This is a genomic window from Nocardia acidivorans NBRC 108247 (assembly GCF_001625085.1).
Lineage (GTDB): Bacteria > Actinomycetota > Actinomycetes > Mycobacteriales > Mycobacteriaceae > Nocardia > Nocardia acidivorans.
In genome coordinates this window covers 13,978-34,484 of the sequence record NZ_BDAW01000044.1, presented here as the reverse complement: position 1 = coordinate 34,484, position 20,507 = coordinate 13,978, and the positions used below count along the sequence as shown (strand labels likewise).

The following is a 20,507-nucleotide window of genomic DNA, read 5'->3' as shown; positions in this document are numbered from 1 at the left end:
TTCTCCTGAGCCGTAAGGAAATTCGATGAGTGACGCCACCCCCGATGCGCCGTTCGTGCGCTATGAGGTGCGGGACGGATTCGCCGTCCTGACCCTGGATTCCCCGCACAATCGCAATGCCCTGTCCTCGAAACTGGTGACGGAGCTGCTGGCCGGGCTGGAGAACGCGGCCGCGGACAGCGCGGTACGCGGGGTGGTGCTCACCCACACCGGCAATACCTTCTGCGCCGGAGCCGATCTGAAGGAGGCCCTGGACGCCGATCCGGCGGCCGCGGCCGATATTCGCACCGGCTGGATGGTGCGGGTGCTGCGCGACATCCTGGAACTGCCCAAACCCGTCATCGCCCAGATCGACGGCAATGTGCGCGCGGGCGGTATGGGCATTGTCGGGGCCTGCGATATCGCGGTCGCCGGGCGAAGTAGCAGTTTCGCCCTCACCGAGGCCCGGCTCGGACTCGCGCCCTTCGTGATTTCGCTGACCCTGCTGCCGCGGCTGACCTCCCGCGCGGCGGCCCGCTACTTCCAGACGGGCGAGACCTTCGATGCCGCCGAGGCCGAACGCAACGGCCTCATCACCATTGCCGCCGACGATCCGGACGCCGAGGTGAAACGCCTGATCAGCGAGTTGCGCAAGAGCTCACCGCAGGGTCTGGCGGAGAGTAAGCGGCTCACCACCGCCGCCACGCTCGCCGAGGTGGATAGGTCCGCGCTCGCCCTGGCCAAGCGTTCGGGCAGCTTCTTCGGGACGCCCGATGTGATCGAGGGCATGACGGCCTTCTTTCAGCGCCGGCCGCCGAGCTGGGCAGAATAGCTACCCATGGCCACACCCCACGAACCCAAGCAGGACCGCAGCCGGGCCACCCGGCAGCGGCTGCTGGAGGCGACCATCGACTGCCTGGCCGAGACCGGCTGGGCGGCGGCCACGGTCGCGGTGGTGGCCGAGCGCGCCGGGGTGTCGCGCGGTGCGGCACAGCATCACTTCCCGACCCGCGAGGATCTGATCACCGCGGCGCTGGAGTACATGTTCGAAACCCGGATGGCGCAATCACTGGCCGATGCCCAGGCCATCGGTGAGATCGCCGAGGGCGCGGGCCGCACCGAAGCCGTGGTGAGCGCACTGGTGGAGGGCTACACCACTTCTCTGTTCAAGGCGGCGCTACAGGTGTGGACCCATGCCGCCGCCGACCCCGCACTGCGCGAGCGCATCGTGCCGCTGGAGGCCCGATTCGGCCGCACCTCGCACCGTATGGCGGTGGAGGCGCTCGGCGTCGACGACTCCGATCCCGTTGCGCACCATCTGGTTCAGGCCACCCTGGACCTGGCGCGCGGTCTCGGCCTGGCCGATGTGCTCACCGATGATTCCCTGCGCCGCAAGGAGATCGTGCAGCAGTGGGCCGCCACTCTGCACACCGCGCTGAACGCCGAGCGCTGAGCTAGAAGCCGAAAATCTCGGCCATATCGATGGATTCGTCATCCCAGCGCTCCTCGATGCGCTCGCGTTCGCGGGCGGTGAGGTCGGGACGCCAGCCCGAGCGCCGCCAGAAGGCTTCCCGGCGTTCGGTACTGAGCAGGGCGGGGTGGTGGGCGAGTGGGTCGTTCATGCGGACAGTCCCTGGATCGGATTGTCGGGTGCCGATTCCAGGGTAGGGGAGTGGCGGGGGTCACAGTGGAGTTTTCGGGTGGTCGACATCTCGTCTGACCTGCGGCAATACGTGAACTACCTCATTGCTGGACGGTTGCCCAGCGGCCTAGTTTGGAGTTTTGTATCCGATCCCGATCCGCGAAGGACTTTGTCGTGCCCATTATCGATCTCGGCTCCGCCGCTCTGAATCTCGCGAATGTGGTCACCAGCATCGCGTCGAACATCACCTACCTGCTGCACGCGTGGGGCCTGGCCTGATTCGGTTGTAGCGCAAAGCAAGAGGCCGTCTCCGCTGTTCGCGGAGGCGGCCTCTTTCGGTGTCCGGGCTAGGAGGTCTTCGGTGCGGTCAGGTCGTAGAGGGTTACGCCGTCCACCTCCTGCGAGGTGAAATGGTCCTCGACCCACCGGGTGATCTCGGCGCTGTGTGAACCCGACCGGTTGGAACCGAAGCCGCCGCCGGCGATGAAGTAGTGGATATCCCCATTGGCCACATAGCGCTGGAACTGCTCCAGCGTCGGCGACGGATCACTGCCGTTGAACCCGCCCACCGGCATGACCGGCAGTTGGGTGGCGAGCTGGAACCCCGCGGCACTGTTCGAGCCGATGGCCGCGGCCACCCAGGTGTACTCGTCACCTTTGGCCGAGAGCAGTGCGGTGACCTTCGCGCCGGGCTTGCCGGCCATCATGAAATTGCCCGCGTCGCCACCTTCGCGGTTGCCCTTGCCGGTTCCGCCGGGGGTGTTCGCGCCGCCGGGAGCCCCGCCCCGATTACCGTGCGAACCACCCTCGTTACCGCCGTTCGGCCCACCCGGGGTCCCGCCATTCGGGCCGCCCTGGCCGCCATCGCCATTCATGCGTTGCGCGCCGCCCTCACCGCGCGGCCCGCCGGGGCCGAAACCGAAGCCGCCGCGCACATTCGGTCCGGCGCTGGGGATCGGTCCCTCATGTCCGATGGCCAGGGTGTCGATGCTGTAGGCCAGCGGTCCGGCCAGGCCGACGAGTACCGCCGCGGCGGCCGCCACGATCTCGATCCTGCGCGGCAGTCGCACCGGCAGCGCCACGGTGGCGGCGATCCCTGCGACGAGTACGGTCCAGCGCAGCCACGGTTGGAAGGAAGCACTGCGGGACAACAGCATCCACGCCGTCGCGACCGTCACGCCCAGTGCGAGTGCCAATGCCGCACGCGCCCAAAACTTCTCGCGCTCGCGCCACAGCAGGGTCGCGCCGATGCCGACCAGTGCCGCGATGGCCGGGGCCAGGGCCACCGTGTAGTACTGGTGGAAAATGCCCTTCATGAAGCTGAAGACCAGACCGGTCACCAGCAGCCAACCGCCCCACAGCATGAGCCCGGCGCGCTGCTGATCGGTACGAGCCGCCCTGCCGCGCGACAACAGTGCGGCCGCGAGCAGGATCAGTGCGGCGGGAATCAGCCAGGCGATCTGCCCGCCCTGCTGCGGTTCGAACATGCGGGTGATACCGGTGGAACCCCACATGCCGTTGCCGCCCGCGGGGAGTTCACCACCCGGGCCGACGCTGCCGGTCTCGTCACCGTTCAACCGGCCCAGCCCGTTGTAGCCGAGGGTCAGTTCGACAATCGAATTATGCTGCGAGCCACCGAAATACGGTCGATCATCGGCGGGCCAGAATTCGGCGATGAGCAACCACCACCCCGCACCCGCCAGCATGGCCGCCCCGGCGGCGAAGAGTTGTGCGATGCGCTTACCCAGTTTCGGCGGTCCGGCGACCAGATAGGTCAGCGCCAGCGCGGGCACCACCAGCAGCACCTGCAATTGTTTGGTGAGGAAGCCGAGTCCGATGAACAACCCCGTGTACAGCAGCCACCGCCAGCGGCCGTCCTCGACCGCGCGGGTCATGGCCCAGGTGGCGGCGATCATGAGCAGCACCAGCAGTGCGTCCGGATTGTTGAATCGGAACATCAGGGCCGCAACGGGAGTCACCGCGAGGGCGAGTCCGGCCAGCAGTCCCGCGCCCGGCCCGAACACCCGCCGCACCGTGGCCCACAGCAGCGCCACCGAGGCCACGCCGATGAGCGCCTGCGGCAGCAGCATGCTCCAGCTGTGCAGGCCGAAGAGGCGAACCGATATCTCCATGGGCCACAACGACAGTGGCGTCTTGTCGACCGTGATGGAGTTGGCGGCGTCGGAGGAGCCGAAGAAGAACGCCTTCCACGACACCGAACCCGCCTGTACGGCGGCGGCGTAGAACGAATTCGCCCAGCCGTTCACCGACAGATTCCACAGGTAGGCCACGGCCGTGCCGATGAGCAGCGCCGCCAGCGCCGGATACTCCCACCGCGTGTATCGCACGGTGGCGGCCGGCGGTGGCGAAACCGCGTGGCGCTCAGTGAATGTCGTGGTCATCGTGCACCTCCTCGGGCGTTGTGTTCGAAAGTGTGGCGACGGTGGGGTACGTCCAGCGGACCATCTCGCCATGGCCGGCCCATCGCGAAGCCGCTCCGCCATTCCGGGGTGGGGTCGTTACGTCATCCCGGCGTGCCGGTGGCCGGGATCCACCGAACCGATCGGGCGTGATCACCGGCTGCCCGCCGCATCGTGCGCCCCGGCCTTGCGGAACACCCAGCGCAGTCCGACGAATCGCACCAGGGTCGCAAGGAGATTCGCGATCACCAGCACCGCCAGTTCCAGGTGCACCGCCGCGCCCGGCGCCCAATGATGCAGTGCGAAAAGCGATCCGCTGGTAAGCGCGAGTCCGATGCCGAAGATGGTCAATCCCTGCAACTGATGCGATACCGCCTGCGCCGACCCTCGCACCCCGAAGGTGAAGGCCCGATTGGCGGCGGTATTGCCGATGGCGGTGATCAGCAGCGCCAGGAAGTTCGCCAGCTGCGCGCCCGTAATCGATTGCAGCAGAACGTAGAGCAGCAGATACGCGAGCGTGGACGCGATGCCCACCATGCCGAATCGCACTAGTTGTCCGACCATGCCGAGCGGTACGCCCTCCACCAGTGGTTCGCGTCCGATGGCGGCGCGTAGGTCGTTGATGGGCAGTCGGCCCGAGCCGAGCGCACGCCCGACCCGCCAGATGCCCCGTAGATCCTTGCGCGCGGTGTCGACGATATCGACGCGGCTGTCCGGATCGTCGATCCAGTCCACCGGCACCTCGTGAATGCGCAGTCCGATGCGTTCGGCGAGCACCAGCAATTCGGTGTCGAAGAACCATTCGCCATCCTCCACCAGCGGCAGCACCATGCGTGCCACCTGACTGCGCATGGCCTTGAAACCGCATTGCGCATCGGAGAATTTGGCCTGTAATGAGGTGCGCAGGATCAGGTTGTAGCAGCGCGAGATGATCTCCCGCTTGGGTCCGCGCACCACCCGTGACGAGGAGGCGAGCCGGGTGCCGATGGCCAGATCGGAGTGTCCGGAGACCAGCGGCGCGACCAGGGGCAGCAGTGCGTTCAGATCGGTCGAGAGGTCGACGTCCATATACGCGACGACCTGTGCGTCCGAGCCCCGCCACACCTCGCGCAGCGCCCGGCCGCGGCCTTTGCGGTCCAGATGCACCACCCGGACGCCGTCGAAGTCGGCGGCGAGCTGGCGCGCCACGCGCAGGCTGGCGTCGGTGGAGGCATTGTCGGCAATGGTGATTCGTGCCGTGAACGGGAAATTCACCATGAGGAAGGCGTGCAGTCTGCGCACGCACGGTCCGAGATCGACCTCTTCGTTGTAGACGGGCACGACCACGTCAACTACGGGCGCGGTCACGGACTCTGCGGGTTCCGCCGCCCGGACGGCGGTCACGGTGTCGGACATGATCACTACGGTCGTCCGGCACGCTGGGCCGGCCCTGCGGCGGAGCTGGGAGGTTCCTGGGAGCCCCGCAGACTTATAGGTCTGTTATTGCGATGACCGCAGGCGCCACAGCGGGGAGACCGGGCCGTGCCCCGCGCCCAGGTCGTAGGACGCCTCGAGGCAGCGGCGCGTCCATTCCTTGGCGAATCCGAACGCCTCGGGCACCGAATACCCGTGTGCGAGCGCGCTGGCCATGGCCGCGGCCAGGGTATCGCCGCCGCCGTGATCATTGCCGGTGGCAATGCGCGGTGCGGTGAGTTCGTGGAAGGTCTCGCCGTCGAAGAGCAGGTCGGTGCTGGACGAGGAGGTCCGCAGATGTCCGCCCTTGACGATGGCCCATTGCGGTCCGAGCGCGTGCAGCGCCTCGGCGGCCTTGTGCGCGGTGAGATCGTCGACCACCTCGATACCGGTGAGCAGTCGCACCTCGTCGAGGTTCGGGGTGATGACGGTGGCGAGCGGAATCAGGGTGTCGCGCAAGGCATCCAGGGCCGAGGCGTGCAGGAGCGGATCGCCGTGCATGGACGCGGCCACCGGGTCGACCACCAGCGGGATACTCCCGTCGCGGCCGATTCCGACCTCTTCGCACACCGCCGCGACCGCCTCGATAATGGCGGTGGAGGCGAGCATTCCGGTCTTGGCGGCCCCGATGCCGATATCGCCCACCACGGTGCGCACCTGCCCGGCCACGATCTCCGGCGGAATCTCATGGAATCCGCTCACCCCGAGCGTGTTCTGCACCGTCACCGCGGCCACCGCCACGCACGCGTGCACGCCGCACATGGCCATGGTGCGCGAGTCGGCCTGAATACCCGCGCCGCCGCCGGAATCGGTACCCGCGATAGTGAGCGCGCGGACGGGTGTCTGCCCAATCGGGGCCAGCGGCAAAAGCTTCACAAGCAGACCCTAGGTCTACTCACCGTGGGTGGGCCACCCCACCCTTCCGGGGTTAATGAAAACCGTTATCATTAACCCATGACCTTCGCCCAGCACCCCGCCCCGCTGCCCGTGACCGTGCTCTCCGGCTTCCTCGGGGCGGGTAAGACGACCCTGCTCAACCACATACTCGCCAATCGCGAGGGTCGCCGGGTCGCGGTGATCGTCAATGACATGAGCGAGGTGAATATCGACGCGGCGCTGGTCGCGGGTCAGGGGCACCTCGATCGCACCGAGGAGAGACTGGTCGAACTCACCAACGGCTGTATCTGCTGCACGCTGCGCGAGGACCTCATCGAATCGGTGGGCAGGCTGGCGCGGGCCGGGCGATTCGATCACCTGGTCGTCGAATCCACGGGTATCTCCGAACCCATGCCGGTGGCCGCCACCTTCGAATGGGAATTCGAGGACGGGTTCAAGCTCGGTGAACTCGCCCGGCTGGACACCATGGTCACCGTGGTCGACGCCTCGACCTTCCTGGCCGAAGTGGTGAAGGGTCAGGCGCTCGCGCAGCGGAATATGCAAGCGGCCGAAGGGGATGCGCGCACCATCGCGGATCTGCTGGTGGATCAGGTCGAGTTCGCCAATGTGCTGGTACTCAACAAAACCGATCTGGTGAGCGCCAAAGCCGTTGGGACGGTGGAGGCTACGCTCAAGCGCCTCAATCCGGCGGCCCGCGTGGTGCATTCGGCGCACGGCGTGCTGGATCTCGCCGAAGTGCTCGGCACCGGACTCTACGATCCGGATTCCGCCGCCCAATTCGACGGCTGGGATGAGGAACTCGCGGGCGGGCATACCCCGGAGACCGAGGAATACGGGATCAGCAGCATGACCTTCACCGCCGATCGTCCCTTTCATCCCGAACGCTTGGAGGCGGCGCTGGCGCAATTGCAAAGACTGTTGCGCAGCAAGGGACTCTTCTGGCTGGCCAGCCGCCCCGATCTCGCCGCCATCTGGTCGCAGGCCGGACCGAATCTCACCTTCGAGGCGGGCGCGTACTGGTCGGCGCTGGATCTGGCACCGGGGCAGGAGCTGGTCTTTATCGGAATCAAACTGGATCGCCCGCATGTGCGGGACCTGCTGAACTCGGCGCTGCTCACCGATGCCGAGTTGGAAGCCGGGCCGCAGGCGTGGCTGCGGTACCCGGATCCGTTCCCGCACTGGGGTGCTGCGCACGAGCACGCCTGATTCTCAATTGGAGATGCCGGGGCGTGCGCCGCACGTAGTTCGCGTCGGTGAGCTGTTCGATCAGGCTCCACGCGGCCGGTCGGGTCAGCTCAGCCGGGCGAAGAACTCCCGGATATCGGCCACCAGGATTTCAGTGGCCTCGTGCGCGGCATAGTGTCCGGCCGCGTCATTCGCGCTGGTCGAATGGACGGAGGTCACGTCGTAGGCGTGCCAGCTGATGATGTTCTTGTGGTCGCGCTCGGCGAAGCGGCGAATGGATTGGAAATCGCCCTTGAACATGGCCAGCCCGGTCGGCACGGTGGTCGGCTCGGCCGGCTGTTCGGCGTGGGCGTCCTCGTAGTAGAAGCGCAGCGCCGATCCGGAGGTGCCGGTCAGCCAGTAGATGGCCACATTCCCGATGACGAAATCATTATCCAGCGATTCGCCGAAAAGCTGTGCGTTCCAGGCCAATAGACCCGTCGGGGAGTCCGCGAGCGCGAACGCGATGGTCTGCGGCTGCTGGCTGTGCAGGGTGTTGAACGACATCTTGTTCTCGTAGAACCACTGCAGGTGCGCGAGTGCGGCCAGGTCCTCCTCGGACAGATCCGCCATTTCGGCCGGATCGCCGGAGGGGAACGAGAACAGCTGTGTCACATGGACTCCGAGCACCTGATCGGGTGCGATGCGGCCCATCTCCGGGGCGACCATGGATCCGGCGTCATTGCCGATGGTCCCGAATCGCCGGTAACCCAGGCGGTTCATCAGCTCCACCCAGGCGCGGGCGGTGCGGTAACGATTCCACCCGGTGCTGCGGGTCGGACCGGAGAACCCGAAACCGGGCAGCGACGGGATGACCAGGTGGAAGGCCGGATCCTGATCGGAGTCGGGTGCGGTGAGCGGGACGATGACATCCAGATATTCCAGGATCGAGCCCGGCCAGCCGTGCGTCAGGATCACCGGGGTGGCGTCCGCGCGCTCGGAGCGAATGTGCAGGAAGTGGATGTCCTCACCGTCGATCTCGGTGGTGAACTGCGGGTACGCGTTCAGCCTCGCCTCCAGGGCGCGCCAGTCGAAGCTCTCCAGCCAGTACCGCGCGAGGTCCCGAACGCGACCGTTGGGGACGCCGTAGGCATCGGCGACACCGGGAAGTTCGTTGGGCCACAGCGCCTTACGCAGTCGGTCGGCGAGCTCGTCGAGCTGGGTCTGCGGGACGTCGATGCGGAAGGGGCGGATGGCGCTCATCATTCTCTCCTTGTTGGAACGGAATGTTTCGTTCTGTTTCAAACGATAGCGGAACGGATGATTCCGTTCAAGTGCTATTCTCGATTCATGCCGAAGTCAGTCGAAGCCCCAGCTCAGCGCGGTCTGCCCGGACGTAAGGCGCAGGCCGCCCGCAATGACGAACTCATCCTGGCCGCCGCCCGCGATGTATTCCTGGCCGAACCGAAGGCCCCGATCTCCGCGGTCGCCGAGCGCGCCGGGGTGGGCATCAGCGCCCTGTACCGCCGCTACCCCAGCAAGGAGGAGCTGCTGCGCACGCTCTGCTACCAGGGATTGCATCGGTACAACGCAGAAGCCGAAGCGGCACTGGCGGATTCGGATGACTGGCGGGCGTTCACCGGTTTCCTGGAGCGGGTGGTGGACGCCGATGTGCATTCGCTGACAACACATCTCGCGGGCACCTTCACCCCGGATGAATCGATCCTGCCCGCGGTCATCCGCGCGGGTGAGCTCAATGCGGAACTGATGCGCCGTGCCCGCGAATCCGGTCGGCTGCGCGCGGGGGTCACCACCGCCGACCTGGGCCTGATCCTGGAGTCCTGCGCCGCCATCTCGCTGACCGATCCGCAACGCGCCGTACAACTGCGCCGCCGGGTGCTGGCCCTGCTCATCGACGGGCTCACCGGTTCGGGGGACCTGCCGGGTCCGCCGCCCGCGCCCGATGAATTCGCGCATCGGTGGCAGCCCGATAGCCGCTGATTCGCCGAACCTCCCGCGAATCCTTAGTTCTGCGTAGCGTTTACGGCCGTCGTGCCGAAGGTAAGTCGTACCCGACAGTCGTTCGCCCGATTCGACCCGAGGAGTTCCCGTGCGCCTGTTCCGCTCATTGCTCGCCCTCCCCGCCGCGGCCGCCGCCCTGCTCGCGGTGGCCGCCCCCGCCCAGGCCGACCCGGTCACCACCTTCACCCCCGCCAATACCGTGGGCGTCGGCGCCTTCCCCTGCTTCGGTCAGGTGCTGGCCTTCCACGATCCGCAGAACACCTTCTACGGCAAGCAAACCGTCTGGATACGAGCCGATTTCACCTTCCTGCCGATCCTCGCGCAGGGCTGCGGTGTCACCGCCACCCTGTCCTGGAAGAACCTCGACTCCGGCGCGTCGGGCACCTTCCCGCCCGTTCCCCTCGGCGACGGCACCCCCTTCGGCCCCACCGACGCCCTCTGGGTCCCCGAAACCCTCCCCACCGGCCCCGGCCGCATAGAGGTCACCATCGACACCAACCTCCCGCACACCCCCGGTAAGGGCACCTACTACTCGCCCGAATAGTCAGGTTCTCTACCCGCGGGGCACGCTCGCCATGACCAACGCCGGACCGGCTCCGCTCACCGGGGCCGGAACCAATGGCGGCCAGTTCTTTATGGTCTACGGCGATTCGACGCTTCCGCCCACCTACACCGTGTTCGGCACCGTGGATCAGGCCGGGCTGGCCGTGCTCGACCGGGTCGCGGCGGCCGGGACGGTCACCGGTGGTGTGGACGGCGAGCCGAAGCTCAGCGTCGAAATCGGTTCCATTGCCGCCGAATAGATTTCGGTATCACCGGCGGAGATCGAGGAGGCTCGGATGGAACTGCGGAGAAGTAGGAATGCCCTGTCCCGAGCGTGCACTTGCCGAGGCCGACCGGCGGAAGCCGCCCGATCGATGCGACAGGTGCACGCTGGGAGCGGATTACGAGACGACCGGCAGATAGACCTGGTTGCCCGCGGAGGCGAACTCGGCCGACTTCTCCGCCATCCCCGCCTCGATGGCGGCGACATCGGTCAATCCCTGCTTTTCGGCGTACTCGCGCACATCCGCGGAGATGCGCATGGAGCAGAACTTCGGACCGCACATGGAGCAGAAGTGCGCGGTCTTGGCGGGTTCGGCGGGCATGGTCTCGTCGTGGTACTCCCGCGCGGTGTCGGGATCCAGCGACAGATTGAACTGATCGTGCCAGCGGAATTCGAAGCGCGCCTTGGATAGCGCGTCATCGCGGTCCTGCGCGTGCGGATGCCCCTTGGCCAGATCCGCGGAGTGCGCCGCGATCTTGTAGGTGATCACGCCGACCTTGACGTCATCGCGGTTCGGCAGACCCAGGTGTTCCTTCGGCGTCACGTAGCACAGCATCGCGGTCCCCGCCTGCGCGATGATGGCCGCTCCGATGGCCGAGGTGATGTGGTCGTACGCGGGCGCGATATCGGTCGCCAGCGGGCCCAGGGTATAGAACGGGGCCTCCTCGCACAGCTCCTCCTCGAGCCGCACGTTCTCCACGATCTTGTGCATGGGCACGTGACCGGGCCCCTCGATCATCACCTGCACGCCATAGGATTTCGCGATCTTGGTGAGCTCGCCGAGGGTCCGCAGCTCGGCGAACTGCGCCTCGTCATTGGCATCGGCGATGGAGCCGGGCCGCAGTCCGTCACCGAGCGAGAAGGTGATGTCGTACTTGGCCAGGATTTCGCAGAGTTCGCGGAAGTTGGTGTACAGGAACGATTCCCGATGATGCGCCAGACACCACGCCGCCATGATCGACCCGCCGCGCGAGACGATGCCGGTCACGCGCTTGGCGGTCAGCGGCACATAGCGCAGCAGGACGCCCGCGTGCACGGTCATATAGTCCACGCCCTGCTCGGCCTGCTCGATCACGGTGTCGCGGTAGATCTCCCAGGTCAATTTGGTGGGATCGCCGTTCACCTTCTCCAGGGCCTGGTAGATCGGCACGGTGCCGACCGGGACCGGGGAGTTGCGCAGAATCCATTCGCGGGTTTCGTGAATGTTCTTGCCGGTGGACAGATCCATGATGTTGTCCGCGCCCCAGCGGGTGGCCCACACCATCTTCTCGACTTCCTCGGCGATCGAGGAGCTCACGGCCGAATTGCCGATATTGGCATTGATCTTCACCAGGAACTTCTTGCCGATGATCATCGGCTCGGATTCGGGGTGATTGTGATTGGCCGGAATCACCGCTCGGCCCGCGGCCACCTCCTCGCGCACCAGCTCGGGCGATACGCCTTCGCGGGCGGCGATGAAGTGCATCTCGGGGGTGATGATTCCCGCACGCGCCCAGGCCAGCTGGGTGCGCGGACCCGGAATATCCGGCTTGGTCCAGGAGTCGCGGGTGCGGGGCAGCCCGGCCTCCAGATCGATCACCGCGGTGTCGTCGGTGTACGGGCCCGAGGTGTCGTACAGATCGAAATGCTCACCATTGGTGAGGTTGACCCGCCGCACCGGAACGCGCAGCGTCACGCCGTCGGCCTCGACGATTTCGTAGTGTTTGACGCTGCCCTGGATCGGGCCGGTGGTCACGGTGTCGACGGGCGCGGAACTCCCGGTGGCACGTTTCGATGACATATGTCGAATCCTCCCTACGCCGGCATTACCCGGTCAGGTTCATACGGTCGACGGCCCTGCTCCGCCCGAATGGGCTAGCCGTCCTCTCAGCCCGCTGGTGCGAGCCCCCGTTGGCAAATGGTTGAATGCCGCCGCCGACCTTACCGGGTAGCCGAAATCCGCGAAGTGGGGATTCGTACAGTTCTGCGCGGTCTGTTCAGCGTTCGCGTGGTCCGATCGGCCAACCCAGTGCGCCGAATGCGGCGTTCAGGCTGATCTCGGTTTGGGTGGCGAGCGCGTCCAGACTGCCGAGCATGGTGATCACATTGTCGGTGCGGCAGCCCACCGGATCGGCCGCGCCGGGCGCGAGCCGGGTCTTGATCCAGTTGAAGGCGTCGGCCATGCCGAGCGTGGTCAGCGTGAGGTGTTCGCTGAGGTGATCGCGTTTGTAGTAGACCGAGGTTCCCCCGTCACACCACTGCCGCACCATGCGGTCGTTGGTGTACCACGGCACCGCCTCGTCGTAGACGCCCTGATAGACCATGGTCGGCGCGGTGGGCGGATTCGCGCCCAGCACAGTGGAATCGAAGACCTCCTTCACCTCGGGTAGTGCCAGGAAGTCCGCGATCGGAATGGTCAGCATGCGCTGATAGTCGGTGAACATCAGATTCAGCACATTGCGCACCAGGCACTGGTTGGCGGTGCGATCCATGACCGCCTTGCCCTCGGGCGTCATATAGCGGTCGACCGCATCCGCGAATTTCGGATAGGCGTTGCGCAGCGAGGCGATGCCGACGCCGATCAAGCTCGCGAACATTGAACCGTTCACGTGCAGTAGCGATTCCACATCCGAGACCGGTGCGCCCATGGCGATGCCCTTGATATTCAGCTCCGGCGCGTAACTCGGCGCCATCTCCGCCGCCCAGCCGCTGCCCATCCCGCCGCCGGAGTAACCCCACAGTGCGACAGGGGTATTCGCGCCGTCCAGGCCCAGCGGTTCGAAACTCTCGGCCGCGCGGACACTGTCCAGGATCATGTATCCGGGTTCCTCGGCGACCGCCAGATGCCCGTAAAGCCCTTCATAGTCGGGCACATTCACCGCATAGCCCTGGCTGATCGAGGCCGCCAGCTCCAGGTATTCGACCGTGGAGTGAATGCCCTCCAGTGCGGGCAGCCCGCCGCCCTGTTGCAGGACGTAGGAGGGCGCGCAATTGGGCGAGGTGCTGTCGTAGAAGAACTGATGCGAGACCAGCGGACGACCGTGCGAGGTGTCGGCCCCGTCCGGAATCGCCACCGTGGTCGCGGCGACCGTTGGCTGCCCGAACAGATCGGTGGTGCGATACAGCAGTTGCCAGGACCGCACATGCACCGGTAGCACGGTGAGCACCGCCAGCTGTACTTCCCTCGAACGCAGAATCGTCCCCGGGTCGGTCGACTCGAAACCCTCAGGCGCACTGTAGAACCGGTCCACATTCAGCGGTTGCGGCGCCGCGCTCGCCGGTGCGGCGGCCGCACCCCCCAGCAGCATCGTGATCGATGCCGTCACAGCCGTCGCGAGCGCGGCGGCGGTGAACCGCCGCCTTCCCCGTCGTCGGCGATCCCCATTGATAGCCACGTCCGTTTCCTTCCAATCGACGTGACGACGATTACAACACGGCATCCGATTACCAACAAGATGCCTTTCTGAAACGCGCACGACTATCGTGTGGGCATGACCCGCAGCAAACCGGCCGCGGCGCCGGAGCGGACCCCCGTGCGGCGTCGGATCCGCGGCCTCGACGCGGACGAGCGCAGCGCCCAGCGCCGCCGCCAACTGCTCGCCGCCGCCACCGAACTCTTTGCCCGGCAAAGCTATTCGGGTACCTCGATCGAGCAGATCTGCCAGGCCGCCTACGTCGGCACCAAGGGCTTCTACGATCACTTCGAGAGTAAGGAAGCCTGCTACACCGCACTGCTGGAACAGATCACCGCACAGATCCAGCAGCGGGTCGCGCAGGTCGCCGCCGAAACCGCCGATCAGGAGTGGTCGGCACGCCTGCCGATCCTGGTCGCCGCCTTCGTGCACGCCATCGCCGACGATCCGCGACTGGCCAAGGTCACCTTCGGTGAGGCCGGCGGAATCTCACCCGCGGTAGAGGCCAAACGCCGCAGCAATCGGCGCTGGGCCGCGGACTTCCTGAATCGGCAATGGCCGGTGGATGATTCGCTCACCGACCGGCAGGGGCTGGCGCTGTGCCTGGCCATCATCGGCGGCATGTTCGAACTCGTCGCCGACTGGCTGCACCATCACGACGACGGCGGCGATCCGGACTCGGTGGAGACCCTCACCGCCGACCTCGCGCGCTTGCTCATCGTGGTGGACGCCGGTCGCCGGGTCAGGTGAGCGCGGGCGTCTTCTCGCCGGCCGGTTCCCCGGCGGGCTCCTCCTCCAAGCCGATCCGCTTATGCAGTGCGGCAAGGGGTTTGGGAGCCCACCAGTTGCCGGTGCTCATCAGGCGCATGAGCGCGGGCGCGAGCAGACCGCGAATGATGGTGGCATCGGCGATGACCGCCAGCGCCAGGCCGATGCCGAACAGCTTCATGGCCGTCACGTGTGAGGTGGCCACCGCGAGCAGCACCACCGCCATCAAACCCGCTGCGGCGGTGAAGATCCGGCCGGTGCGGGCCACGCCGAGGGCCACCGATCGGGTATTGGCCTCGCGGCTGCGGTCCGAGGCCAGCCACTCCTCTCGAATGCGCGAGAGCAGGAAGACCTCGTAATCCATCGACATGCCGAAGGCCAGGCAGAACATCAGGATGGGCATGAAGATGTCGACGCTGCCGGTGGGGGTGAAGCCCAGGACGCCGGACAGATGCCCGTTCTGGAACATCCAGATCATCGCGCCGAAGGTCGCGGTCAGCGACAGCACATTGAGAATGAGCGCCTTCACCGGCAGCACCACACTGCCGGTGAACAGGAACAGCAGCACCAGCGTGATGGCCGCGATCAGTCCGGCCGCCAACGGAAGTCGGGTGAGGACCGAATCCATGGTGTCCTCATTGAGCGCCGCCGCTCCGCCGAACAGCACCGGGCCGGGCGCGGGCACCGCGCGCAATTGCGCCAGTTGCTCCTTGCCCGCCTTGGCGAAGGGTGCTTCCGTAGTGCCCACCGAGAGGTACGCCCCATCCGGTCCCGTCATCTGCGCGATGCCCGGAGCCATCTTCGCGCCCTTGACGAAGACACCGTCACCGGACATGACCGCCGGAATGCCCGGTACCTGCGACAGGGCCGCCGCGTACCCGCCGATCTCGTGGGGCGCGCCGTGGAATCCGGGCAGTACCACGACCGCACTCGAGGCCATATTGGCGGTGAAGTCCTGGCGTAGCGCGTCGCCGACCTGGCGGCTGGAGGCGAACGTGCCGATCATCCGATCGTCCGGTGTGCCGAAATGCGCTGACAGGAAAGGAGATCCGAGCAGCAGCAGGATGGCGGTGGTGACCAGCGCGAATGGCAGCGGCCACCGCATGACCGTGGTGACCCAGCGATACCAGCCGCTCCGCTCCGGCTGCACCGCCCGCGGTTCACCGCGACCCAGCATGCGCCGCAGCGGTTTACGCAGATCCCACGCGTTCACCCGATCCCCGAGCAGGATCAGCGCGGCGGGCAGCAGGACCAGCGACGCGCCGACCGCGGCCGCCACCACCGCGACACCGGCGTAGGCGAAGGATTTGAAGAACGGCTGCGGGAACACCGCCAACGCGGCCAGTGCCAGCGCCACGGTGAGACCGGAGAATACGACCGTGCGCCCGGCGGTGTGGACCGCACGGGCAATGGCGGCCCGGGTATCCAGGCCATTGCCGAGCTCTTCCCGATACCGGCTGACAATGAACAGGCTGTAGTCGATGGCCAGCGCCAGACCCAGCGCGCTCGTCATATTCAGCGCGAAGATCGACACTTCCATGAAGGTCGTCATCAATCGCAGAATGCCCAGCGTCGCCGCGATCGCGAAGAGTCCCACCACCAGTGGCAGGCCGGCCGCGATCACACTGCCGAAGACCAGCACCAGCAGCACTCCGGAGACCGGCACCGCGATGGATTCGGCGAGAATCAGATCCTTCTCGACCTGATGATTGATATCGGCGAAGGTGCCCGCCATCCCGCCGGCCCGCACCCGCACGCCGTCCCGATCACCGTTGAGTTCCTCGCTGAGCTTCACCGCCCGGTTCTGCACCTCGGTATCGGTGCCGGTGACCGTGGCCATGATGAGTCCGCGCTTACCGTCCTGACTCCGCAGCGCGGTCGCGAGGTCGGGGCGGGTGGCGGCGCTGGTCCAATACGATCGCACCCCGGTGATATCGGGGTCGTGACTGAGCAGATCGGTCACGCGCTGCGCCTCGGCCCTGGTCCGCGCATCGTTCACCCCGTCATCGGAGCTGACCATGACGATGAAATTCGGATTGCCGCCCGGGAAGTGCGCGTCGATGAAATCGTTGGCCCGCACCGATTCCAACTCGGGCGTGAGATAGCCGCCGCCGACCATATGCGATTTCGCGGTGGCCCCGAAACCGCCGCACACGATCATCAGCAATAGGGCGGCCACCAGGACGGCGCGCGGGCGCGACATGGCGAACCGGGCAAGACTGGTCAACATTGACGCGCATCCTCCGAGGTCTCAGACCTCGGAACGGTAGCGTTCCCGATCTCGCCACCGCGATGGACAGTGATCATGGTCATTGCCATAGCGTTCGGCTATCTATCGGCGATAGCGCGCCGTCCGATTCGGGAAAGTCAGCCCGCCACGCGGCCCCGGACCTCGCCCAGGCTCAGCCGTCCGCCCCCGGCCGCGGGCGCGGTGGCGGTGATGACGACTTCGTCGCCGTTCTCCAGGAAGGTGCGCTGGACGCCGTCCAAGGTGATGGGTTCGGTTCCGCCCCAGCTCAATTCCATGAAGGAGCCGCGTTGGTGACGCTCCGGGCCGGAGATGGTGCCGGAGGCGAAGAGGTCGCCGGTGCGGGTGGAGGCGCCGTTGGCGGTCATATGGGCCAGCATTTGCGCGGGGGACCAGTACATGCGGCGGAACGGTGGGGTGGAGACGCGTTCGCCGTTCCAGTGCACCTCGAGGTCGATATCCAAACCCCAGGGCGCGTCCTCGCGCAGATACGGGAGTGGTTCGGGGTCCTGTTCGGGCAGCGGAATCCGGGCCTGCGACAGGGCTTCCAGCGGTGTCACCCAGGCCGAGAGGGTGGTTGCGAAGGACTTGCCGAGGAACGGACCGAGCGGTTGCGCCTCCCAGCCCTGGATATCGCGCGCCGACCAGTCGTTGACCAGTGCCACCCCGAAGACGTGCTCGGCGAAGTCGGCGGTGCGGATGGGCGTGCCCAGCGGGGAACCCGCCCCGACCAGGAAACCCAGCTCGGCCTCGATGTCCAGGCGGCGACTCGGCCCGAAATCCGGTGCGCCGGAATCGGTTCGCCGCTGACCCTCGGGGCGGATGATCTCGGTGCCGGAGACCACCACGGTGCCCGCCCGGCCGTGATAGCCGACCGGTAGATGCCGCCAATTCGGCAGCAGCGCTTCACCATCGGGCCGGAAGATGCGGCCCATGGCGGTGGCATGGTCGATACTGGCGTAGAAGTCCACGTAGTCGCCGATCCGGACCGGCAGATCCAGCTGTACCGAGGCGACCGAATGCACTGCGGCGGCGGGCAATTCCCCCTCGGCGGCGGTGCGTACCAGCTCGCGCACCTCCCGCCAGCACTGCGGGCCCTGCGTCATGAAGGCGTTCAGGCTGGGCTGGGCGAACATCGGATCATCCAGGGCCACCGCCAGATCGATGAGATCATCGCCCAGTCGCGCGCCCACCCGCGGCTCCTCGCCGAGCGGGCGGAAAACGCAATACGGTAGATGCGCCGGGCCGAATCCGGAGCCCTCGGGGACTTCGATCCGCACTCGACTGTTCATATCCACCCTCTCAAATCCATTCCGACGGTCCGCGTCCCGACCAGGTCCAGGCGTATCCGGGGTCCTCACAGGCCAGTGCGGCCTCACCCAATTGCAGGGGGTGGAAGGTGTCGACCATGACGGCCAATTCGTCGAAGAACTCCAGCCCGATACTGCGCTCGTACGCACCCGGCTGCGGCCCGTGCGCGTAGCCGCCCGGATGCACCGACACCGAACCCTGCCCGATACCGGATCCCTTGCGCGCCTCGTAGTTTCCGCCGCAGTAGAACATGATCTCGTCGGAGTCCACATTGGAGTGGTAGTAGGGCACCGGAATCGACAGCGGGTGATAGTCCACCTTGCGCGGGACGAAATTGCAGACCACGAAGTTATTGCCCTCGAATGCCTGATGCGCCGGCGGCGGCTGATGAATCCGCCCGGTGATCGGCTCGAAGTCGGCGATATCGAAGGCGAACGGGTACAGGCAGCCGTCCCACCCCACCACATCGAAGGGATGCGTGGCGTAAACCATGCTGGTGCCGACGATTTCACCGGCGGGACGATGTTTGACCAGCACCTCGACATCGGTGCCGGTGGCCTGGAACGGTTCGGCCGGACCATGGAGGTCGCGCTCACAGTAGGGCGAATGCTCCAGCAGTTGCCCGTACTTGGACAGGTACCGCTTGGGCGGGGTGATATGCCCCGTGCCCTCGATAATATAGGCGCGCAACGGTTCCGGACCGTCCGGCAGCCAGCGGTGCGTGGTGGCGCGCGGCAGCAGCACCTGATGTCCCCGGTGCACGCGCAGCGTCCCGAACACCGTCTCGACGACCCCGCCGCCGGATTCGACATAGACGAGCTCATCGCCGATGGCATTGCGATACAGCGGCGATTCGCGCAGCGCCGCCACATAGGAAATACGCACATCGGCATTGCCCAGCAGCAGCCGCCGCCCGTTCACCATATCGGTGAGCTCCGGCTTGCCCTCGGGGAACAGTTCGTGCAATTTCAAATGCCGGTGCCGCAGTGGATGATTCGGATAGGTGCGCTGCTCGGGCAGTACCCACACGCTGGAATCCACTATGGCGGGCGGTAATCCGCGGTGATAGAGCAGCGAGGAGTCGCCGGAGAAGCCCTCTTCTCCCATCAGCTCCTCGTAGTAGAGCTTGCCTTCGGTGTCCCGGTGCTGGGTATGCCGCTTCGGCGGCACATCTCCCACCTGTCGATAGAACGTCATCGCCCGCCTCCCGCTGACTGATGGTCCGTTTTCCATCGTAACCACCGGATTGCCGGTGCGGCCGCGGAATTGCTCAGGCGTTCCTGAGCGCTCGATACACCGCCGCGCCGACGAATTCGCCGAGCGTGTCCGGGGTCCAGTCACCCGGTTCGGTCAGCAGTGTTCGCACCGCGCCCTCGCCCGCGGAGACCCATAATTCGACGAGTGCGGCGAGTTTGCGCTCGGCATCCTCGGTGCCCCAGGCCTTGAGCGTGGGTCGCAGCCGCCGGGTGCAGCGCTCCACCGCGAGCTCCCGGCCGCGCCCGAATGAACTCGCCACGGCCGGATCGGGATTGCCGTAGAGCAGTCGCCAGGCATCGGGTCGCGCGGTCGCGGTGTGCAGCAGGGCGCGGAAACCCTCCACGAAGACCGCCTCATCGGCCTCGACGCGGCGGCGCGGCAGGGCGGCCATCACTCCGGTCAGCATGAGGTCCTCCTCGCGGCGCAGCAGCGCCTCGATGAGTTCCACGCGATCGGCGAAACAGGCGTAGACCACCGGCCGGGTGACCTTCATCCGATCGGCGACCGCGGCAATGGTGACCGCCGCGATGCCGTCGTCGGCGGCGATCTGCAGGGCGGTGTCGAGCACCTGCGGGCGGCGGCGTTCGGGACCGAGATGCCGCGCGCGCTGGCGGGGTCGTACAGCCGATTCGGTGCCCATGAGCACCGACCATAGCAGCGTGCGCGGAGAGGGGAACGGCTGGTCGCGGCGGGTGGCCGGTATGTGAACTTCGTGCTCCGCGGCGGTCGGGAGAGCATTTCCTGCGTTCGTGAATAATAATGCTACATTAACGAAGGAAGCGTGCTTCGGCACCGAGGAAGACGAGATGACCGAGACCCTGTTCAACCCGAAGACCCGGCGACTGACGCGCGCCACCGGCCCGCTTTTTCCGGGGTGGTCGGTTCACTCGTAGCGGTGTCGGCGGGACAGGATGTGTATCACGCCGTCGGCAACCCGATACACAAGTCGGTGTTCCTGGGTGATGCGCCTCGACCGCCATCCGGACAGGTTGTGCCGCAATGGTTCCGGCTTCCCGATCCCTTCGGCTTCGCCGTTCGCGGTGATGGATGCGCCAGACCGGCGGCTTCGATCAGCCCGGCATCGTCTACAGGGCATACCGCCCGGCGGTCCGCCCGGTCTCGGCCATGC

At 66.5% G+C, this 20,507-nt stretch carries 18 protein-coding genes, 1 pseudogene and 1 riboswitch; of the genes and pseudogenes, 7 read left to right on the top strand and 12 right to left on the bottom strand.

From position 1 onward, the window contains the following. Nucleotides 1-25: 25 nt before the first annotated feature. Both NA10_RS23045 and NA10_RS23040 read left to right on the top strand, forming a co-directional pair. Nucleotides 26-811 (top strand): enoyl-CoA hydratase family protein, encoded by a 786-nt coding sequence (locus NA10_RS23045; RefSeq protein WP_067571365.1) that lies wholly within the window; start codon nucleotides 26-28, stop codon nucleotides 809-811. 6 nt (nucleotides 812-817) lie between these two features. Beyond that, nucleotides 818-1,432 (top strand): TetR/AcrR family transcriptional regulator, encoded by a 615-nt coding sequence (locus tag NA10_RS23040; RefSeq protein WP_067571363.1) that lies wholly within the window; start codon nucleotides 818-820, stop codon nucleotides 1,430-1,432. Between the two features lies 1 nt (nucleotide 1,433). On the opposite strand, the gene NA10_RS37645 is transcribed toward NA10_RS23040, so the two are convergent. The 4 genes from NA10_RS37645 to thiD all read right to left on the bottom strand — a co-directional run bounded on the left by NA10_RS37645 (nucleotide 1,434) and on the right by thiD (nucleotide 6,369). Then, a complete protein-coding gene (locus NA10_RS37645) occupies nucleotides 1,434-1,601 on the bottom strand; it encodes a hypothetical protein (RefSeq protein ID WP_169812628.1) in 168 nt (55 codons plus the stop codon). Nucleotides 1,602-1,968: 367 nt separating this feature from the next. After that, nucleotides 1,969-4,023: a glycosyltransferase family 39 protein gene (locus NA10_RS23035; RefSeq protein WP_067571361.1), complete on the bottom strand. Its 2,055-nt coding sequence runs from the start codon at nucleotides 4,021-4,023 to the stop codon at nucleotides 1,969-1,971. Nucleotides 4,024-4,194: 171 nt separating this feature from the next. Beyond that, nucleotides 4,195-5,436: a bifunctional glycosyltransferase family 2/GtrA family protein gene (locus NA10_RS23030; RefSeq protein WP_067571435.1), complete on the bottom strand. Its 1,242-nt coding sequence runs from the start codon at nucleotides 5,434-5,436 to the stop codon at nucleotides 4,195-4,197. Between the two features lie 84 nt (nucleotides 5,437-5,520). Beyond that, a complete protein-coding gene (thiD, locus tag NA10_RS23025) occupies nucleotides 5,521-6,369 on the bottom strand; it encodes a bifunctional hydroxymethylpyrimidine kinase/phosphomethylpyrimidine kinase (RefSeq protein WP_067571359.1) in 849 nt (282 codons plus the stop codon). Between the two features lie 78 nt (nucleotides 6,370-6,447). Between thiD and NA10_RS23020 the strand changes: the two genes are divergently transcribed. Further along, nucleotides 6,448-7,596 (top strand): GTP-binding protein, encoded by a 1,149-nt coding sequence (locus tag NA10_RS23020; RefSeq protein ID WP_067571357.1) that lies wholly within the window; start codon nucleotides 6,448-6,450, stop codon nucleotides 7,594-7,596. Between the two features lie 84 nt (nucleotides 7,597-7,680). Here the strand turns inward: NA10_RS23020 and NA10_RS23015 are convergent, their stop codons facing one another. Beyond that, complete coding sequence (locus NA10_RS23015) at nucleotides 7,681-8,817, bottom strand: epoxide hydrolase family protein (RefSeq protein WP_067571433.1); 1,137 nt, start codon at nucleotides 8,815-8,817, stop codon at nucleotides 7,681-7,683. A gap of 87 nt (nucleotides 8,818-8,904) precedes the next feature. On the opposite strand from NA10_RS23015, the gene NA10_RS23010 reads away from it, so the two are divergent. The 3 genes and pseudogenes from NA10_RS23010 to NA10_RS23000 all read left to right on the top strand — a co-directional run. Beyond that, nucleotides 8,905-9,555 (top strand): TetR/AcrR family transcriptional regulator, encoded by a 651-nt coding sequence (locus NA10_RS23010; protein ID WP_067571431.1) that lies wholly within the window; start codon nucleotides 8,905-8,907, stop codon nucleotides 9,553-9,555. 109 nt (nucleotides 9,556-9,664) lie between these two features. Then, nucleotides 9,665-10,120, top strand: coding sequence for a hypothetical protein (locus tag NA10_RS23005; RefSeq protein ID WP_067571355.1), 456 nt, complete (start codon nucleotides 9,665-9,667; stop codon nucleotides 10,118-10,120). 25 nt (nucleotides 10,121-10,145) lie between these two features. After that, nucleotides 10,146-10,379: pseudogene (locus NA10_RS23000) on the top strand (peptidylprolyl isomerase); the annotation flags it as partial. A gap of 141 nt (nucleotides 10,380-10,520) precedes the next feature. Here the strand turns inward: NA10_RS23000 and thiC are convergent. Together thiC and NA10_RS22990 are read right to left on the bottom strand one after the other, a co-directional pair. Further along, nucleotides 10,521-12,182 (bottom strand): phosphomethylpyrimidine synthase ThiC, encoded by a 1,662-nt coding sequence (gene thiC, locus NA10_RS22995; RefSeq protein ID WP_067571351.1) that lies wholly within the window; start codon nucleotides 12,180-12,182, stop codon nucleotides 10,521-10,523. Beyond that, nucleotides 12,177-12,303, bottom strand: a riboswitch (TPP riboswitch). (Overlaps the previous gene by 6 nt.) A 75-nt stretch (nucleotides 12,304-12,378) precedes the next feature. Next, nucleotides 12,379-13,776: a lipase family protein gene (locus NA10_RS22990; RefSeq protein ID WP_169812627.1), complete on the bottom strand. Its 1,398-nt coding sequence runs from the start codon at nucleotides 13,774-13,776 to the stop codon at nucleotides 12,379-12,381. Nucleotides 13,777-13,872: 96 nt separating this feature from the next. Between NA10_RS22990 and NA10_RS22985 the strand changes: the two genes are divergently transcribed. Further along, nucleotides 13,873-14,544 carry a TetR/AcrR family transcriptional regulator gene (locus NA10_RS22985; RefSeq protein WP_067571347.1) on the top strand — a complete coding sequence of 224 codons (672 nt, stop codon included), beginning with the start codon at nucleotides 13,873-13,875 and terminating at the stop codon, nucleotides 14,542-14,544. Here NA10_RS22985 and NA10_RS22980 read toward each other — a convergent pair. The 5 genes from NA10_RS22980 to NA10_RS35870 all read right to left on the bottom strand — a co-directional run bounded on the left by NA10_RS22980 (nucleotide 14,537) and on the right by NA10_RS35870 (nucleotide 20,474). Beyond that, the gene (locus tag NA10_RS22980; protein ID WP_067571345.1) at nucleotides 14,537-16,792 is read right to left on the bottom strand and encodes an MMPL family transporter; all 2,256 of its coding nucleotides are present in this window, start codon (nucleotides 16,790-16,792) and stop codon (nucleotides 14,537-14,539) included. The genes NA10_RS22985 and NA10_RS22980 overlap by 8 nt on opposite strands. Nucleotides 16,793-16,929: 137 nt before the next feature. Then, nucleotides 16,930-18,102 (bottom strand): fumarylacetoacetase, encoded by a 1,173-nt coding sequence (fahA, locus tag NA10_RS22975; protein WP_067571343.1) that lies wholly within the window; start codon nucleotides 18,100-18,102, stop codon nucleotides 16,930-16,932. Nucleotides 18,103-18,112: 10 nt separating this feature from the next. Next, a complete protein-coding gene (locus tag NA10_RS22970; protein ID WP_067571341.1) occupies nucleotides 18,113-19,318 on the bottom strand; it encodes a homogentisate 1,2-dioxygenase in 1,206 nt (401 codons plus the stop codon). A 73-nt stretch (nucleotides 19,319-19,391) separates the two neighbouring features. After that, nucleotides 19,392-20,018, bottom strand: a complete 627-nt coding sequence (locus NA10_RS22965; protein ID WP_067571339.1) for a TetR/AcrR family transcriptional regulator — start codon at nucleotides 20,016-20,018, stop codon at nucleotides 19,392-19,394. 243 nt (nucleotides 20,019-20,261) lie between these two features. Then, nucleotides 20,262-20,474 carry a Txe/YoeB family addiction module toxin gene (locus NA10_RS35870; protein ID WP_084515144.1) on the bottom strand — a complete coding sequence of 71 codons (213 nt, stop codon included), beginning with the start codon at nucleotides 20,472-20,474 and terminating at the stop codon, nucleotides 20,262-20,264. Nucleotides 20,475-20,507 lie beyond the last annotated feature (33 nt).

Coding starts and splice junctions, on each gene's coding strand:
- NA10_RS23015 (WP_067571433.1), bottom strand. CDS start 8,817: ATGAGCGCCATCCGCCCCTTCCGCATCGACGTCCCGCAGACCCAGCTC.
- NA10_RS23010 (WP_067571431.1), top strand. CDS start 8,905: ATGCCGAAGTCAGTCGAAGCCCCAGCTCAGCGCGGTCTGCCCGGACGT.
- NA10_RS37645 (WP_169812628.1), bottom strand. CDS start 1,601: ATGAACGACCCACTCGCCCACCACCCCGCCCTGCTCAGTACCGAACGC.
- NA10_RS22980 (WP_067571345.1), bottom strand. CDS start 16,792: ATGTTGACCAGTCTTGCCCGGTTCGCCATGTCGCGCCCGCGCGCCGTC.
- NA10_RS23035 (WP_067571361.1), bottom strand. CDS start 4,023: ATGACCACGACATTCACTGAGCGCCACGCGGTTTCGCCACCGCCGGCC.
- thiC (WP_067571351.1), bottom strand. CDS start 12,182: ATGTCATCGAAACGTGCCACCGGGAGTTCCGCGCCCGTCGACACCGTG.
- NA10_RS22970 (WP_067571341.1), bottom strand. CDS start 19,318: ATGACGTTCTATCGACAGGTGGGAGATGTGCCGCCGAAGCGGCATACC.
- NA10_RS35870 (WP_084515144.1), bottom strand. CDS start 20,474: ATGCCCTGTAGACGATGCCGGGCTGATCGAAGCCGCCGGTCTGGCGCA.
- fahA (WP_067571343.1), bottom strand. CDS start 18,102: ATGAACAGTCGAGTGCGGATCGAAGTCCCCGAGGGCTCCGGATTCGGC.
- NA10_RS23030 (WP_067571435.1), bottom strand. CDS start 5,436: ATGTCCGACACCGTGACCGCCGTCCGGGCGGCGGAACCCGCAGAGTCC.
- NA10_RS23045 (WP_067571365.1), top strand. CDS start 26: ATGAGTGACGCCACCCCCGATGCGCCGTTCGTGCGCTATGAGGTGCGG.
- NA10_RS22965 (WP_067571339.1), bottom strand. CDS start 20,018: ATGGGCACCGAATCGGCTGTACGACCCCGCCAGCGCGCGCGGCATCTC.
- NA10_RS23020 (WP_067571357.1), top strand. CDS start 6,448: ATGACCTTCGCCCAGCACCCCGCCCCGCTGCCCGTGACCGTGCTCTCC.
- NA10_RS23040 (WP_067571363.1), top strand. CDS start 818: ATGGCCACACCCCACGAACCCAAGCAGGACCGCAGCCGGGCCACCCGG.
- NA10_RS22985 (WP_067571347.1), top strand. CDS start 13,873: ATGACCCGCAGCAAACCGGCCGCGGCGCCGGAGCGGACCCCCGTGCGG.